Raw genomic sequence first — 14,630 nt, 5'->3', positions numbered from 1 at the left:
CGCCCGAAAAGTGGAGCAATTCTTCCGGGGGAAGGAACCTTCCCCCGGTGAAGGCGCCCAGGTCCGGCTCCACGCGGGCCGGGCGTCGGTCGTGGGCGGCTCGCACCGGGGAGGAGCGCATCCAGGGAGGAAGCCTTCCCTCCCATCAGCGGGGTTCCCGGTGTAACAGTGGGCTCATGAGCAGCAACCGCAACGAGCTGGGAGCCTTCCTGAAGGCGCGCCGCGCCGAGCTGAACCCACGTGCCGTCGGCCTGCCCGACAGCTCCGGCCCGCGCCGGGTGGCCGGGCTACGCAGAGAAGAGGTCGCGCGGCTCGCGGCGATCTCCACCGACTACTACACCCGCCTGGAACAGGGCCGCCTGCCCGCCTCCGCGCCGGTGCTGGAGGCTCTGGCCGAGGCGCTGCACCTCGATGAGGACCAGCGCCGGTACCTGTTCGGCCTGGCGGGGAAGCACACCGCGAAGCCGCGCCGTAGGACGGTGCAGAAGGTCCAGCCACAGCTGCGCAGGGTTCTGGACGATCTCACCTCCACCCCGGCGGTCGTGCTGGGCCGCCGGATGGACGTCATCGCCTGGAATCCACTCGCGGCGGCCCTGATCGTCGATTTCGGCACGGTGCCGGAAAAGCACCGCAATTACGTGCGGATTCTTTTCACCGACCCGATGATGCGCACCCTGTACGCGGACTGGAAAGGCGTCGCCCGCACGGCGGTCGCGCAACTGCGGATGGAGGCGGCGAAGTATCCGGACGATCCGCGCCTGACCGCGCTGGTCGGGGAGCTGTCCGTGCGGGACGCCGATTTCCGCACGTGGTGGGCCGCTCACCAGGTGGCCGGCCTGAGCGTGGGCAACAAGGTCCTGAACCACCCGATCGCGGGCGAACTGTCCCTGGACTGGGACACCCTGACCGCCAGCACCGACCCGGACCAGCAGCTGGTGGTGTGGACGGCCGAGGTCCGCTCCCCCACCCACGACGGTCTGCGCATCCTGGCCTCCTGGGCCGCCGGCCGGCGGCACGCCGCGAAATCGACCGAATGACCCGCGCAGCCGGCGGCCTCGACGCGCGTGCGTCGTCACTTCCGGCGCCGGTCAGAGTGTGCGACATGCCCGTCGGCGCCGGGCCCGATCCGACCCGGGAGACCTCCAGGTCGACCGGCTCGATGTGCTTCATGGTCGGGCATCTCCTGACGGGGGGAGCCCGTCGCGATCGGCGCGGTCGTACGCCTGATGCGGAAGGGCGGTTACTCCCCGGCGGGGAAGTCCGTGGACGCTGCCAGGTCGCGCTGGGTCTCGAAGTCGTCGATCCGCTTGCGCAGTACTTCGAGAGTGGAGTCCAGGGCCTGGGAGCCGAGTACCATCCGCAGCGGCGCCGGCTCGGTGTCGACCGACTCGATGATCGCCGCGGCCATGCGCCGCGGATCCCCGGGGGCCAGGCCGTTGGCGGGGTCCAGCATGGCCTGGAAGGCGTGGGCGGGGTTGCCGTCGTAGGCGTCGATCGGGTCGGCGACCTGGGCACTGCCGTAGCGGAACTCGGTGCGCGCCCCGCCGGGTTCGACGATCGTCACCCCGATGTCGAACGGGGCAGCCTCCTGGGCGACCGATTCGGCGAACCCCTCGATGCCCCACTTGGTGGCGTGGTACATCGAGTTGCCGGGGAAGGCGACCTGCCCGCCGTAGGTGGACATCTGCACGATCCGTCCGCCGCCCTGCGCCCGCAGGTGCGGCAGGGCCGCGCGGATCAGGGTGATCGAGCCGGTGAGGTTGGTGGCAATGATGTGGTCGACCTGGCCGTCGGTGATTTCCTCGGCGGCGCCGAACAGGCCGTAGCCGGCATTGGAGACGATCACATCGACCCGGCCGGCCGCGAACGCGCCGTCGACCGTCCTGCGGACGGCGGCGGTTTCGGTGACGTCGAGGATCTCCGGACGGAAGGTGTCGGGATACAGCTCCGCGAGGTCGGCGACCCTGTCCAGTTCGCGGACGGTGCCGATGACCCGCTCGCCCCGTGCCAGGAGCTGAGTGGTCAAGGCGTGGCCGAAACCGCTGCTGACGCCGGTGATGAGCCAGGTACGGGTGGTCATGCGTGGTGATCCTTCGAGGTCGGGGCGTCCTCGGCCGGGGCGGAGGCATCGACGGCGGCCGGGGCGTTCAGCGTGCGGGGATAGCCGATGAACGGCAGCGGACCGGTCAGCACGGCGAGCGCGCCGTACGGGTGTCCGGGCCGGTCGTGGACTGGCGCTCCAAGGGCAGCTCGATGCCGCGGCCGGTCAGGACGTCGTTGGTGGCGTGCAGAAAGTCGAAGACGCGGGCCATCCCGGCGTACGGCACGGCTTGGTACACGATCTCCTTGGCCTCCACCGGCGTGACGCCGACGGTGAGGGCCCCGCCGAGCATCACCCGGTACTCCGCGACCGCGCCGACAGCGATCACCGCGGCGAGCTGCGTCATCAGCCGGGTGCGCTCGTCCAGATCACCGGTGTGGTGCGGGACCTCGTCGAAGGCGAAGGTGTCGAAGTACGCGATCAGCTCCGGATCGGTGACCGTCAGAGTCGACGCACAGCCGGGAAACAGCCGCTCGTGCGCGGCGGTGGCGGCATCGCCCGGCTCGGGGAAGGCCGTCACGGCCGCACCAGCACCTTCAGCGCCTCACGGTCGTTCATCGCCCGGTACCCGTCGGCGACCTCCTCCAGGCCGACCGTGCGGTCAAAGACCCGGCCGGGCCGGATGGACCCGTCCAGGACGTGCGGCATCAGCTCCTCGATGTAGGCGCGGGCCGGTGCCACACCGCCGGTCAGGGTGATGTTGCGCATGAAGTCGGGAAAGCCGAACGGCACGTCGGTGAACTGCGGCGCACCGACGCGGCTGATCGTGCCACCGGCCCGGACCACACCGAAGGACTGCGCGAGCGCGTCCTTCAGCCCGACACACTCCAGGACCCTGCGCGTGCCCTCGCCGCCTGTCAGCTCCCGCACCCGGGCCACGCCCTCCTCGCCGCGCTCGGCCACCACGTCGGTGGCACCGAAAGCGCGGCCCAGGTCGGTGCGCGCCGTGTGCCGGCCCATGAGGATGATCCGTTCCGCGCCGAGCAGCTTCGCGGAGATCACCCCGGCCAGGCCCACCGCACCGTCACCGACCACGGTGACCGTGTCGCCTCGCTGGACGCCGGCCGTGCGCGCCGCGTGAAATCCGGTGCACAGGATGTCCGACAGGGTCAGCAGGTCCGGCAGCAGCTCGGAATCCTCCCCGACCGGCAACGTCACCAGCGTGCCATCCGCGTACGGGACCCGGGCTGCCTGCCCCTGACCGCCGTCGACGCCGTCCACCCCCCACGTCCCGCCGTGCACGCAGGAGGTCTGAAGGCCCTCGCGGCAGTAGACACAGGTGTTGTCGGCGTAGACGAACGGGGCCACGACCACGTCGCCGCGCCGGAGCGTGGCGACCTCGGAGCCGGTCTCCTCGACCACGCCGAGGAACTCGTGCCCCATGTGCCGCGGCGTGTCGGTGTGCGGCAGCGACTTGTACGGCCACAGGTCGCTCCCGCAGATGCACGACAGCACGATCCGCACGACCGCGTCGGTGGGGTTCTGGATCTTCGGGTCGGCGACATCCTCGACACGTACGTCGTCAGCCGCGTACAGCAGGGTGGCTCGCATGGTTGAGATCTCCTGAAGAAATTGCTGGACAGGGCATTCAGATTGCTGGACAGGGCATTCAGTTGGTCTGCCCCGGACGAGAGTGTGTGAGCGGGACCACCGTCACCCGTGCTCGGGAAGCAGGTCAGCCGGACGAACCGTCCTTCCGGCACGCCATACGGCGCCGGTGGCAGTCGCCGTCCCGCATCGGCTATCCACGAGTCTGCGTCGTCGCGCCCGTATCAGGCAGGCCGGGCCGTACGGGGGAACAGCCAGCGGGGGTGTGACAGGGCCTCCCTGTTCCGGCGCGTCACGGCCACGCCGGAGAGAGACTGTGCCCATGGCACCCGAGCACAGCGGCGAGGAACTGGGACGCTTCCTGCGCGCCCGCCGCACCCAGACCAGCCCCCAGAGCGCCGGCCTCACCCCCGGCCCCGGCGTACGGCGCACCCCCGGCCTGCGCCGCGAGGAGCTGGCCACGCTCGCCGGAGTGAGCATCGACTACTACACCCGCCTGGAACGCGGCAAAGAGACCCGCCCCAGCCCCGCCGTCATCGATGCCCTCGCCCGCGCCCTCCAGCTCGACGACGCCGAGCATCAGCACCTGCGCGACCTCGCCGTCCGCGCCGCCCACTACGCACCCCAGGCAGCCCCGGTCCCGAGCCGCGCCATGCGCCCGCACCTGAAGCTGCTCCTGGAGACCGTGCGGCCGAACCCCGCGTACATCGTCAGCCGCAGCATGGACCTGCTCGCCCACAACCCCGGCGGCCTCGCCCTCTACGCGGGCCTCGCCGACTGGCCCGCCAAGCAGCGAAACCTCGCCCGCTACCTCTTCCTCCACCCAGCCGCCCGCGGCCTCTTTCCCGACTGGGACAACCAGATCCGCGGCTGCGTCGCCCGACTGCGCGCCCTGGCCGGCACCGACCCCGACGCCCCGGACCTCGCCGCCCTCGTCGGCGAACTACTCCTCAAGAGCCCCGACTTCGCCGGGCTGTGGGAACGCTACGAGGTCACCGGCCGGAAGATCACCACCAAGACCTTCCAGCACCCACAGGTCGGCAACCTCACCCTCGGCTTCCAGGGCATGGCCCTCGAAGGCACCCCCGGCCACCGTATGGGCATCTACACCGCAGAACCCGGCACCCCCGACCACGACGCCATGCTGCTGCTCGACATGACCGCCCTCCACAACGAGTCGGCAACATCCAGGCAGAAGCGGTAACCCGCCACGGATGTACTCGCCCGCGCACCGGGCGATGCCACGCACCGGACGACGCCGCGCACCCGACGACGCCGCGCACCGGACGATGCCACGCACCGGACGATGCCGCTCAGTGCGGCGGCGATCACCCGGACGCGAGAGACCTCAGGACGGGGCGGCCGACTCCCCTCTAGCCAACGCGCGTAGATAACAGCATCATGGGGTTGCTCCAAGCGCGCGACCTTCTCCAAAACTTGACATATGCACGTCAACTTTGAACTGTGAGAGGTGGCACCATGGCTTGCGGATCGACCAGCCTGTGGGCTGGTGAAACGAGTTGGTTCTGTTGCGGATCGGCGTGGGGTCCGTGCGGCAGCGCCGGCGGAGGCGCCTGCGGCAACTGCCGGTCGAGCGCCAACCACGGCGCCTGGCCCAACGCGTCACAGGCATGCTGGGACATCACCCGGCCCGACCTGTGCGGCGAGAACATCCCCAGACGCGGCTGCGGCGCCGTGATGAACGTCAGACACCAGTGTTCCGGCGCGACGGTGTGCATCACGATCACCGACTGCGGACCACGCACCAAGGAATGGTGCGGCGAGGCAGCCTGCTGCAACGGCGCCTGCCGCACCAACCGCGTCCTGGATCTGACCCCGGCCGCCTTCTCGGCCATCGGCAACCTCAGCTCCGGCAAGCTGCCGGTCTACATCTACGAGTGAGAAAGGACGCGGACATGACCTCTCGTCAGGACGACCACCGCGGCCTGGGCCGCCGTCGGTTCCTCACCACCGCCGCCCTCAGCGGCGCCACGATCGTCGGAGCGACCGCCCTCGGCGGCATTGACGCCGATGCCGCCTTCGCCGCCGAGCCGTCACTCGACCCCGCGATCGCGAAGTCCTCCTTCGTGGAGGGCCGGATCACCGGCATCACCGGCAGCGTCCTGGAGGTCGCCGGCTCCTACGGTGACCACGCGCGTGTCCAGATGACCAACGCCACCAGTGTGTGGAAGGTCCGGGCCGCCACCGCCGCGGCGATCGAGATCGGTGACGGGCTCTACGCCCGTGGTGTGCCGATGCCCGATGGCACCATCGCCGCCGACGCGGTGTGGGTGAACATCGTGAACCTCGACACCCGGATCCGCGGCATCGCGAAGAACCGGCTCCACCTCGCCCACGGTCAGCACGAAGTCGTCGGCAACGTCCTTCCGGACACCACGAACGCCTCGTACGCGGGCCGCGCGCTTACGTCCGACCTGTCCCGGTTGCGCATCGGGCAGAGCGCCCAGGTTCTCGGGGCCTGGCGGCCGTCCGACAACTCCGTGGATGTCGTCCGTATCTCGGTCGGGCACTGAACAGCGGGAGTGAGGTGGAGGACGGAGAGATGCTCTCACTGACAACGGGCCTCGCCCCGCTGGTCCTTGCCGGTCTGCTGGGCTGGACGGGTGGGGTCAAGCTGTTCGGCCGCCGCACCGCGCTCCAGGCACCCAAGACGGCGCTGGCCCGCATGCTGAGCAGCAGCGAGCGAGCGGCGATGGCGCTGCGCGGTGTCGGCGCCGGAGAACTGCTGATCGCCGCAGGGCTGCTGGCCCTACCGGCGAACCCGGTGCCGGGCGTGGCCGCCGCCCTTCTGGGCGCGGGCTTTCTCGGCTATCTCTGCTACGGACGGGCACTCGCCCCCGAGTCCTCGTGCGGCTGCTCGGCGAACGAGGACACGCCGATCACCTGGCGCGCGTTCGCACGCGCCGGGGTGGTGCTGGTGGGCGGTGTGGCGGCGGCCGTGGCGCACGACAGCTGGTGGTCCACGGTCTCCGGGCAGCCCGCCGGGTCGCTGGGATTGCTGGCCGCCGCCGCGCTCGTACTGATCGCGCTCTCGGCGGATCTCGACCGGTGGTGGCTGCTGCCGCTGCGTCGGGCGCGGCTGCGTGTCTTCGGGCATCCGCTCTTCGGCACCGGGGCGGGAGACCGTGTGCCGGTCGCCGCGAGCGTCGAGCTACTGGAGAACTCCCTTGCCTGGCAGGCGGCTTCACCCGTGGTCCGGTCGGCTCTGCTGGACCACTGGGAGGAGGACGGCTGGCGCATTCTCCTGTTCTCGGGTGTGTACGGGACTGCGGAGGAGGCCCGGCCGGTCTCCGTGGTGTTCGCACTCGACGCGACATTCAGCCGCGACACTCCCGGCGATCCCGTCGTCCGCGTCAGTTTCGTCGACGCGGACAGCGGGGAGCCGGTGGGAGCGGAGCTGCTGAGCGCGGTGCCGTCGCGGAAGGCCCTGCCGCTGGCTAGCTGACGCGGCCTCAGAGCGGTCATGGAGGGGATCCGGGGGCGTCCCATACGCTCGCGGGTCCCTTCCCGTGTTCGCAACTGATGATCGGCGTCCGGCCGGCCTGCTCGCGGCCGGCCTGCTCGCCGACCCGAACGGCCGACTCCACGAACTGGTACGCCGCCAGCTCACCCACTGATCACATCGACCACCGCACCGGCAGCGGGGCAACGGCTGTCCGCCCGCCCCCGGTTGACGACGGACGCGGGTCGGGTGCGCGGCGGATCACGCCGTCGATGCCGCGACCCTCCAGGAAGCGGGCTGATACGGCGACGCGCCTGGCCGGCGAGCCCCTGCCGCCATTACCTCGCACGTAATCGACGCCTCCCGCTTCACTCGGCACCCTTGCGGTACCGGAACCCGGGCGGCGCACTCCGTCCGGGTACCGGCTCCCCGCCGGCCCGTATGACCTCGATGGAGGCTGTCCCGCCATGTCCGCAACTCTGCTCTCCGGCATCGCCCGCACCACTGAGCCGCAGACGATGCTGCGCCGGTTCCTCGCCCTTGACGCCTTCACCACCGGCGCCAACGGACTGGCGTACGTCGTGGCGTCCGGGCCGCTCGGTCGGCTCCTCGGGGTCGATGACACCCTCCTGCTCGGCCTGGGCGTGTTTCTCGCTCTGTTCGGGGCCGGAGTCGGCTTTCTCGCCACCCGTCGACAGCCGCCGCGGCTACCCGTGAAGGTGGTCGTCGAGGCGAATCTGCTGTGGGCCGCCGTCAGCATCGCCGCGCTCGCGCTCTGGCTCGACCCGACCACGGCCGGCGCCGTCTGGATCCCGGTGCAGGCGCTGACCGTCGCCGGTTTCGCTGTCCTTCAGTGGTCCGCGCTGCGCGCCGCCACGATCGACGCCGGGAGGAATCCGCTTCCGCGGGCGCGCCAAATGGGCTGATGTCGAACCTGAACCGCGTCACGGGCCCCGATCGAAGCCTCCGGAGCCGCTGCCCCCCTCCGCTCGCGGTGCCCGTTCAGTCCTGCTGCTCGGACCCGTGCTCGCGGATCCCCCACGGGGAGCCGTACGCGGTCAGCAGGTCCAGGAACGGGCGCGGCGGGAGAGCCTCCGGGCCCAGGACGCCGGCGCCCGCCCACACCCCGCCGGCCACGAGCTCAAGTGCGACAACCGGGTTGACCGCGGTCTGCCACACCACGGCCTGGGAACCGTACGTCCGCATCGACCACTGGTTGTCGACCACGTGGTACAGGTACACCTCGCGCGGTTGGCCGTTCTTGACGCCCTTCACCCAGGTGCCCGCGCAGGTCTTGCCCGTCATCCGCTCGCCGAGCGTGGCCGGGTCCGGCAGGCAGGCGGCGACCACGTCACGCGGGGAGACCCGCACCTGCGCGCCGTCCGCGTCGCGGACCGTGACCGGCTCGGTCGCGTCCAGGCCCAGCGCGTGCAGGGTCTTCAGCTTGTCGATGAAGTCGTCCCCCAGCCCGTACTTGAAGGTGACCCGCCGGGCGTCCACCCAGCGCGGCACCAGCAGCACCTCCTCGTGTTCGACGTTGACGCACTCGACCGGGCCGATGCCGTCGGGGAAGTCGAAGACCTCCGGTTCGCTGAACGGTTCGGTGGTGAACCAGCCCCGCTCGCGCTCGTACACCACCGGCGGGTTCAGACATTCCTCGATGGTCGTCCAGATGTTGAAGGACGGGGCGAAGTCGTATCCCTCGACGGTCAGATTCGCTCCGTCGCGGATGCCGATCTCCTCGATCTCGTCGAACAGTTCGTCGGCCGCGTACCGGGCGAAGACATCCGACAGCCCGGGTTCCACCCCCATGCCGACCAGCGCCAGCCGGCCCGACTTCCGCCACGCGTCGGCCCGCGCGAACTGCTCGTCGCCCAGCTTGACCCCGCACCGCGCGTACGGTTGCGCGGCGTGCGGCCGGGACAGCGACATCGCCATGTCCACGTAGTGGCTGCCCGCCGCGAGAGCGGCCTCGAACAGCGGCATCACGAAACGCGGATCGGTGGCGTTCAGCAGTACGTCGCACCTCTCCTCGGTGAGGAGGGCGATGACCGCGGCCTGGTCGGAGGCGTCGATACGGCGTGCGACGAACCGGCCCGCACGGTCGTCCAGCGCCGCCACGGCCGCCTCGGCGCGCGCGAGGTCGTAGTCGGCGACCACGAAGTGGCCGAAGAAGTCCCGGCGGGCCGCGATCCGGGTGATCGCGGTACCGACGCCACCGGCGCCAACAAGCAGAACACGCATGACGAAACCTTCCCTCGGTGAGGTACGCGCGGTCCGCGCCCCATGGGAGGGGATGAAAGCCGGGCGCACGAGTTAAGGTCAATGGTGTTGGCATAAGGACGCCATACCGGCCCGGCGGGGCGGGACCGTCCGTCCTGCGGCACGAGAGGCAGACACGATGGCCAAACAGGTGGTACCCGAAGAGGCACGCAGACGGCGGCGCCCCACCCGGCAGGGAACCGTCCTGTCCGAACGGCTGATCGTCGAGACCGCCCTGCGAATGCTGCGCGAACACGGCAGCGCCGGGCTCTCCGTCCGCCGCCTCGGCACCGCACTCGGCGCCGACCCCAGCACCCTCTACCGGTATTTCGACGGCATGGACGGCCTCACCCTCGCCATCGGCGAGGAACTGATCGGCCGAGCCCTCGACGGCTGGACCGCCACCGGGGACTGGCGCACCGACCTGCGTGAACTCGGCCGGCGCATCCACGGCGCCTACCTCGACCATCCGCAGGCCGCCATGCTCACCGCCGGTCGGGTGACCGGCCGCGCCCGCGAGATCGCCGCCGACGAGACAGTCCTCGGCATCCTGCGCACCGCCGGCTTCCCCGACGCCGACGCGGTCCTGGTCTTCCACGCCTTCATCGACCAGAGCCTGGCCTTCGCGGCCCTCGACGCCGGCACCCTCGCCCTGGCCGAGACCTCCCGTACCTCCGACGAACGGCAATGGGAGTCCACCTACGCCCGGCTGCCCGCCGAGAAGTACCCGCACATCGCCGCAACCGCCCAGCTGCTCGCCGCACGCATGAACCACAGCGCCTACCCGGTCGCTCTGGACATGCTGCTCGCAAGCGCGGACAGCCGGCTCCAGGCGCTGCACGCCGGCTGACCGAGCGAGTGGCCGACCGCCGACCGGGTCCGTGTACGTGTCGGAGTTGCCGACCGGCCACGACCGCGTGATCACCATGCCGGTCGAGCTCGCCGACCTGCTGCTCAAGCCCGGCACAACCATTCGTGGGCGGCCCAGGTCCAACTCCGCATGAGGAAACGACTTGTCACGGCCCTGGCTCTGACGGCGGTAGCCGGCTGCGGGGGCCCCGGGGTCGTACCCGACTCCACCGTCTCACCTGGCTTGACGCGGACGGCCACGGCCCCGGAGCGGCCCCCGGCCGACCCCGACACCGCCGGGGCCCACGCCGACCCCGACACCGCCAGGACCCACGCCGACCCCGACACCGCCGGGGCCCACGCCGACTTCGACGGCGACGGGAAAGAGGATCTCGTCATCACCGAGACCTCGGCCACGGTCAACGGTAAGTACGCCGCCGGCTACGCGGTCGTGGTGTACGGCTCGACGGCCGGCGCCGACACCCGGCGCCGCCAGGTGATCACCCAGGACAGCCTCGGTCTCGGCAAGGCGGGCGCTGGTGGCCGCTTCGGCGGCGCCGCCATCTCGGCCGACCTCGACGGCGACGGCCGCAGCGATCTGATCACGCAGGCAGGCAGCAACACGGTCTTCGTGGTCTGGGGCGGAAAGAAGAAGCTCTCCGGAGCGGCCGAACTGACCGGCGCCACACCGGTCGCCGGCGACTTCGACGGTGACGGCCACGCCGACCTCGTCACGAGCGGAAGCACGGGCTCCGAGGCGACGGTACGGTTCGGCCCGTTCACCCGGGCGGGCGAGCCCGCCCGTACCAAGCCGCTCGACCTCACGCCCGACACCTCGTCGTACTACACCCCGCGGCCCACCGGCGTCGGCGATGTGAACGGCGACGGCAAGGACGATCTGGTGGTCACCTGGTCCCACGTGTTCGGGGACGAGATACCGACCCCCCGTGCCACCGTCGTGTACCGCGGAGCGGCCGATGGCGAACTGATGAAGGGCCCGCGTCTCAAGGACGCGCGCGGCAAGGACATGTACGGCTCGGTCACCCTCACGTCCGACGTCAACAAGGACGGCTTCGCCGATGTGATCGTCAGCCTCACCTGCGAGACCATCGGCGATGTGGCCGTGCCCGAAGGCGGCAGCAGGCTGATGGTCGCATACGGCGGAAAGACCGGACGGAGCACCGGCCTGAAGCCCACGACGATCAACGACAGGACAGTGGGGCTGCCCGGCAATCCGGTCTCCTCCGGCTGCGGCTTCGGGTACGCGCCGGCGACGGGTGATGTGAACGGCGACGGCTACGCCGACGTCGCGTTCAGTGCTCCGACCGGGGCCGACCGGGACAACAACACGGTGACCCTGGTGCTGCGCGGCGGACCGAAGGGCCTGACCGGCACGAACGCGAAAAGCACGGACCTTCCGATGGGGCCCACGGCGATCCAGGACCTGAACGGCGACGGCGCGGCCGAACTGGCGGGCGGCACCTGGTCCGCGAGCGGAGGGGACGACACGGTGCGGATCCTGTCCGGCGGCCCGTCCGGCATCAGCACCTCCGGACCGACGCTCATCGGGTCCGCGGATCTGGGACTGGAGCCGACACCGGGATACAGCTTCGACTTCGGTCACTGAAACAGCCGGCCGCCGCTACGGGGCCACCGGCCTGTCATCCGAAGGGTCTTTTATGGCCAACGGCCTTGCCCGGTTGCCCGGACAGGGTCGGCCCGGAAATCTCTTCGCCCGTGCTCGCCTCGTCCGGTACGGTCGCGGGGTCGTTTTCACCGCTGGGAGCGCATGAGGTTCGTGTATGGCCTCCCGCCCCGGCAACTCCCGGGCTGAGGGCAGGTTTCGTCATGGCATGTCGTATCGGTGAGCTCGTACTCGGTTGTCGCGACCCCGAGGCGCTGGCGCGGTTCTGGTGCGAGGTCCTGGACTTCGTCGTGCTCGATCGCGAGGACGACGGCTCGTTGGAGATCGGGCCCCGCGAAGGGTTCGGTGGGCCGCAGCCGACAATCTTCCTCAGTCGCAGGGACAAGCCGGAGGAGGCGAAATCCCGGCTGCACATCGACGTCAACGCCACCGACCGCGATCAGGACGCCGAGCTCGAACGCCTCCTGAAACTCGGTGCGCGCCCGGCCGACATCGGCCAGACAGGGGAGGAGTCGTGGCATGTTCTGGCCGACCCCGAAGGCAATGAGTTCTGCCTGCTCAAGGCCCGCCTCAACCCCCTGTGATGCCCATCGGCCGCGCGAGGACTCCCTGATGCCCTCCCACAGCGCCGCCGCACGTGCTGGTCGCTCACCCCGGCCCCGAACGTGCTCTCCCGCTCTTGCTCCCCCGCTGCTTGTGCTCCTCGCGTCCGTCCACAACGGCGTCACCGTCAACGGGAATTCGGCACAACCATCCGTGCCGCTCGCGGGTCACATCAAGTGGGAGCAAACCGCTCTCGGAGAAACAAGGGGGAAATATGAGCATCGCGCGCAATATCGCGGCCGTCGGGGCATTAACCGCACTGGCGGCGGGCGCTACGACCGCGTTCAGCACGACCGCCTCCGCCGCACCCAACGTCACACCGCAGGGCGTCTGCGGCAGCGCCTACAAGACCGTGAACTCGGCGCCCGTCGGCTCGCTGGGCACCGTGTACCTGACGTACAACTCCTCGAACGGCAAGAACTGCGTCGCCACCATCCGCGCCAACCCCGGCACGGCCAAGTACATGTCCGCGTACATCTACGTCCCCGACACCGACGAGTGGGCCGGGGATTCCGGGAACTACACGTCGTACGCGGGACCCTCCTACGTCTACGGCAAGGGCCACTGCGTGAGCTGGGGCGGCAACATCGACAACGTGTACGTGTCGGTGGAGAACTCCAACTGCGGCGCCCTGAAGGAGCACCGGGTCACCGAGATTCGCTGATCCGGCTCATCACCCGGCCGCGGGTCCCGCGTCGTCGGCCTTCCGCAGTTCGACCGTGAAACCGCTGTCGTGGACGCGAGATCGCGGCACCAGCCCCCGGGAATCCGCGAGGATGCCCGGGGGCTCTCGGTGAATCTCGCCTGACCGGGCCGGTTCCATGACCGGCCGCGGCCCGGTTCCGGTGCGGCTCAGCTGGTCCGGTAGCGCGCGTAGATCAGTCCGCTGCCGAAGGCACGCTCCTCGACCAGCGTGAGATCGAGGCGCACGCCGTCGGGGAAGAACCGCTTGCCGCCGCCGACCACGCTCGTGGTGATGAACAGGTGGTATTCGTCCACCAGGCCGGCCGCGATCGCCTGGGCCGCGAGGTTCGGGCCGTCGACGGTGAGGTCGTGATCGGCCTCGGCCTTGAGCCTGCGCACCGCCTCCGGGTCGAAGGTCCGCTCGATCCTGGTTTTCGCGCTGGACACCGACTCAAGCGTCGTGGAGTACACGATCTTCTCCGCGGCCTGCCAGTCGCGGGCGTACCGCAGGATGTGCGGCGGCTGGTCGGGCTCGGTGTGCGCGGTTTCCCAGTAGAGCATTGTCTCGTACATCCGTCGGCCGTAGAGGTACGTGCCGACGGGGCGGAAGAGGTCGTTGATGAAGGTATGCACCTCCTCGTCGTCGGCCCCGGTGCCGAGGCCGCCCTCCGCCGCCTCGGCGTAGCCGTCGAGCGAGGTGATCATGGAGTAGATGAGCTTTGCCATGCGTTTCCTTCGGTTACGAGCGCGTCAGTCTGCCGGCGGTTCTGGAGGCTGTGACCTCCGCACGACCCGGAACTCATCGATCGGCCAGCCGGCCGGGAGGCTCCCGAGTAACCGTCGCAAGGAAAGTCGCTCGACCTGGATGCCTCCTTGAAGAGATCCTCTGGGCATGGAGTTCCTCTGCTACCACCGTGACCGGCCAGGCTCCGCAGCGCTGCGGCACGAGCTGCTGGAAGAGCATTGGTCCTACATGGACCAGTACGCGAAGGAGATGATCGCCCGGGGCCCGACCCTCGCCGACGACGGCGACACTCCCACCGGAAGCGTGCACATAGTCGACCTGCCCGATCCCGCCGCCGCCCGCGCGTTCGCCTTCGACGAGCCGAACTACCAGGCCGGCGTCTATCGGGACGTGCTGCTGCGACGCTGGCGCAACACGCTGGGACGCACCATGTGGGACTTCTCCGGCGGCCGGACCGGCGGCAACCGGTACCTGGTGCTCGGCCTCGGCACAGGGCAGGCCGTGGATCTCGCGGTGCCGCCCGCCCGGGACGATCTGATCGCTTACGGGCCGTTGTTGTCCGACGACGGTGCCACCTGGCTGGGCACGGCGGTGCTGCTCCGAGCACCCGACCCGGAGACGGCACGCGCCGTTCTGACCCCGGACCGGTACGCGGACATCGAGGTGCACAACTGGCAGTTCGGCGGACGCCCGTCATGAACCGAGGAACTGGGGACTGAGGAACTGGGGA

General features: G+C 70.2%; 16 protein-coding genes. 11 read left to right on the top strand and 5 right to left on the bottom strand.

Annotation, left to right across the window (positions count from 1 at the left end; translation table 11 throughout):
* Nucleotides 1–176: 176 nt before the first annotated feature.
* Nucleotides 177–1,037, top strand: coding sequence for a helix-turn-helix domain-containing protein (locus M1203_RS24500; protein ID WP_249951944.1), 861 nt, complete (start codon nt 177–179; stop codon nt 1,035–1,037).
* A 203-nt stretch (nt 1,038–1,240) separates the two neighbouring features.
* Here M1203_RS24500 and M1203_RS24495 read toward each other — a convergent pair whose 3' ends face one another.
* The 3 genes from M1203_RS24495 to M1203_RS24485 form a co-directional block, all read right to left on the bottom strand.
* Nucleotides 1,241–2,080 carry an SDR family oxidoreductase gene (locus tag M1203_RS24495; RefSeq protein ID WP_249951943.1) on the bottom strand — a complete coding sequence of 280 codons (840 nt, stop codon included), beginning with the start codon at nt 2,078–2,080 and terminating at the stop codon, nt 1,241–1,243.
* A gap of 106 nt (nt 2,081–2,186) precedes the next feature.
* A complete protein-coding gene (locus M1203_RS24490; RefSeq protein ID WP_249951942.1) occupies nt 2,187–2,621 on the bottom strand; it encodes a carboxymuconolactone decarboxylase family protein in 435 nt (144 codons plus the stop codon).
* A complete protein-coding gene (locus tag M1203_RS24485; RefSeq protein WP_249951941.1) occupies nt 2,618–3,652 on the bottom strand; it encodes a zinc-binding dehydrogenase in 1,035 nt (344 codons plus the stop codon). Before M1203_RS24485 ends, M1203_RS24490 begins: the two co-directional genes overlap by 4 nt.
* 319 nt (nt 3,653–3,971) lie before the next feature.
* Here M1203_RS24485 and M1203_RS24480 point away from each other — a divergent pair, with 319 nt between their 5' ends.
* The 5 genes from M1203_RS24480 (at nt 3,972) to M1203_RS24460 (ending at nt 8,038) form a co-directional block, all read left to right on the top strand.
* On the top strand, nt 3,972–4,853 hold the full coding sequence (locus tag M1203_RS24480; RefSeq protein WP_249951940.1) for a helix-turn-helix transcriptional regulator: 882 nt from the start codon (nt 3,972–3,974) through the stop codon (nt 4,851–4,853).
* A 494-nt stretch (nt 4,854–5,347) separates the two neighbouring features.
* Nucleotides 5,348–5,551, top strand: a complete 204-nt coding sequence (locus tag M1203_RS39245; protein ID WP_326613926.1) for an RlpA-like double-psi beta-barrel domain-containing protein — start codon at nt 5,348–5,350, stop codon at nt 5,549–5,551.
* Nucleotides 5,552–5,565: 14 nt separating this feature from the next.
* A complete protein-coding gene (locus M1203_RS24470) occupies nt 5,566–6,183 on the top strand; it encodes a cell wall protein (RefSeq protein ID WP_249951938.1) in 618 nt (205 codons plus the stop codon).
* A 29-nt stretch (nt 6,184–6,212) separates the two neighbouring features.
* Nucleotides 6,213–7,115 carry a MauE/DoxX family redox-associated membrane protein gene (locus M1203_RS24465; protein ID WP_249951937.1) on the top strand — a complete coding sequence of 301 codons (903 nt, stop codon included), beginning with the start codon at nt 6,213–6,215 and terminating at the stop codon, nt 7,113–7,115.
* 464 nt (nt 7,116–7,579) lie between these two features.
* Nucleotides 7,580–8,038, top strand: a complete 459-nt coding sequence (locus M1203_RS24460) for a hypothetical protein (protein WP_249951936.1) — start codon at nt 7,580–7,582, stop codon at nt 8,036–8,038.
* Between the two features lie 76 nt (nt 8,039–8,114).
* Here the strand turns inward: M1203_RS24460 and M1203_RS24455 are convergent, their stop codons facing one another.
* Nucleotides 8,115–9,356 (bottom strand): saccharopine dehydrogenase family protein, encoded by a 1,242-nt coding sequence (locus tag M1203_RS24455; RefSeq protein WP_249951935.1) that lies wholly within the window; start codon nt 9,354–9,356, stop codon nt 8,115–8,117.
* A 157-nt stretch (nt 9,357–9,513) separates the two neighbouring features.
* Here M1203_RS24455 and M1203_RS24450 point away from each other — a divergent pair, with 157 nt between their 5' ends.
* The 4 genes from M1203_RS24450 (at nt 9,514) to M1203_RS24435 (ending at nt 13,135) form a co-directional block, all read left to right on the top strand.
* On the top strand, nt 9,514–10,224 hold the full coding sequence (locus M1203_RS24450) for a TetR/AcrR family transcriptional regulator (protein ID WP_249951934.1): 711 nt from the start codon (nt 9,514–9,516) through the stop codon (nt 10,222–10,224).
* 150 nt (nt 10,225–10,374) lie between these two features.
* Nucleotides 10,375–11,850: an FG-GAP and VCBS repeat-containing protein gene (locus M1203_RS24445; protein ID WP_283958965.1), complete on the top strand. Its 1,476-nt coding sequence runs from the start codon at nt 10,375–10,377 to the stop codon at nt 11,848–11,850.
* A 221-nt stretch (nt 11,851–12,071) separates the two neighbouring features.
* Nucleotides 12,072–12,452 (top strand): VOC family protein, encoded by a 381-nt coding sequence (locus M1203_RS24440; RefSeq protein ID WP_249951933.1) that lies wholly within the window; start codon nt 12,072–12,074, stop codon nt 12,450–12,452.
* Nucleotides 12,453–12,685: 233 nt separating this feature from the next.
* A complete protein-coding gene (locus M1203_RS24435) occupies nt 12,686–13,135 on the top strand; it encodes a spore-associated protein (RefSeq protein ID WP_249951932.1) in 450 nt (149 codons plus the stop codon).
* Nucleotides 13,136–13,323: 188 nt separating this feature from the next.
* On the opposite strand, the gene M1203_RS24430 is transcribed toward M1203_RS24435, so the two are convergent.
* Entirely contained in the window at nt 13,324–13,881 is a 558-nt protein-coding gene (locus tag M1203_RS24430) for a dihydrofolate reductase family protein (protein WP_249951931.1), read from the bottom strand.
* A gap of 166 nt (nt 13,882–14,047) precedes the next feature.
* On the opposite strand from M1203_RS24430, the gene M1203_RS24425 reads away from it, so the two are divergent.
* Nucleotides 14,048–14,599, top strand: a complete 552-nt coding sequence (locus tag M1203_RS24425; protein WP_249951930.1) for a YciI family protein — start codon at nt 14,048–14,050, stop codon at nt 14,597–14,599.
* Nucleotides 14,600–14,630 lie beyond the last annotated feature (31 nt).

It is taken from the genome of Streptomyces sp. 35G-GA-8 (genome assembly GCF_023534745.1).
Taxonomy (GTDB): domain Bacteria; phylum Actinomycetota; class Actinomycetes; order Streptomycetales; family Streptomycetaceae; genus Streptomyces.
This window is presented reverse-complemented; position numbering and strand designations above follow the sequence as displayed.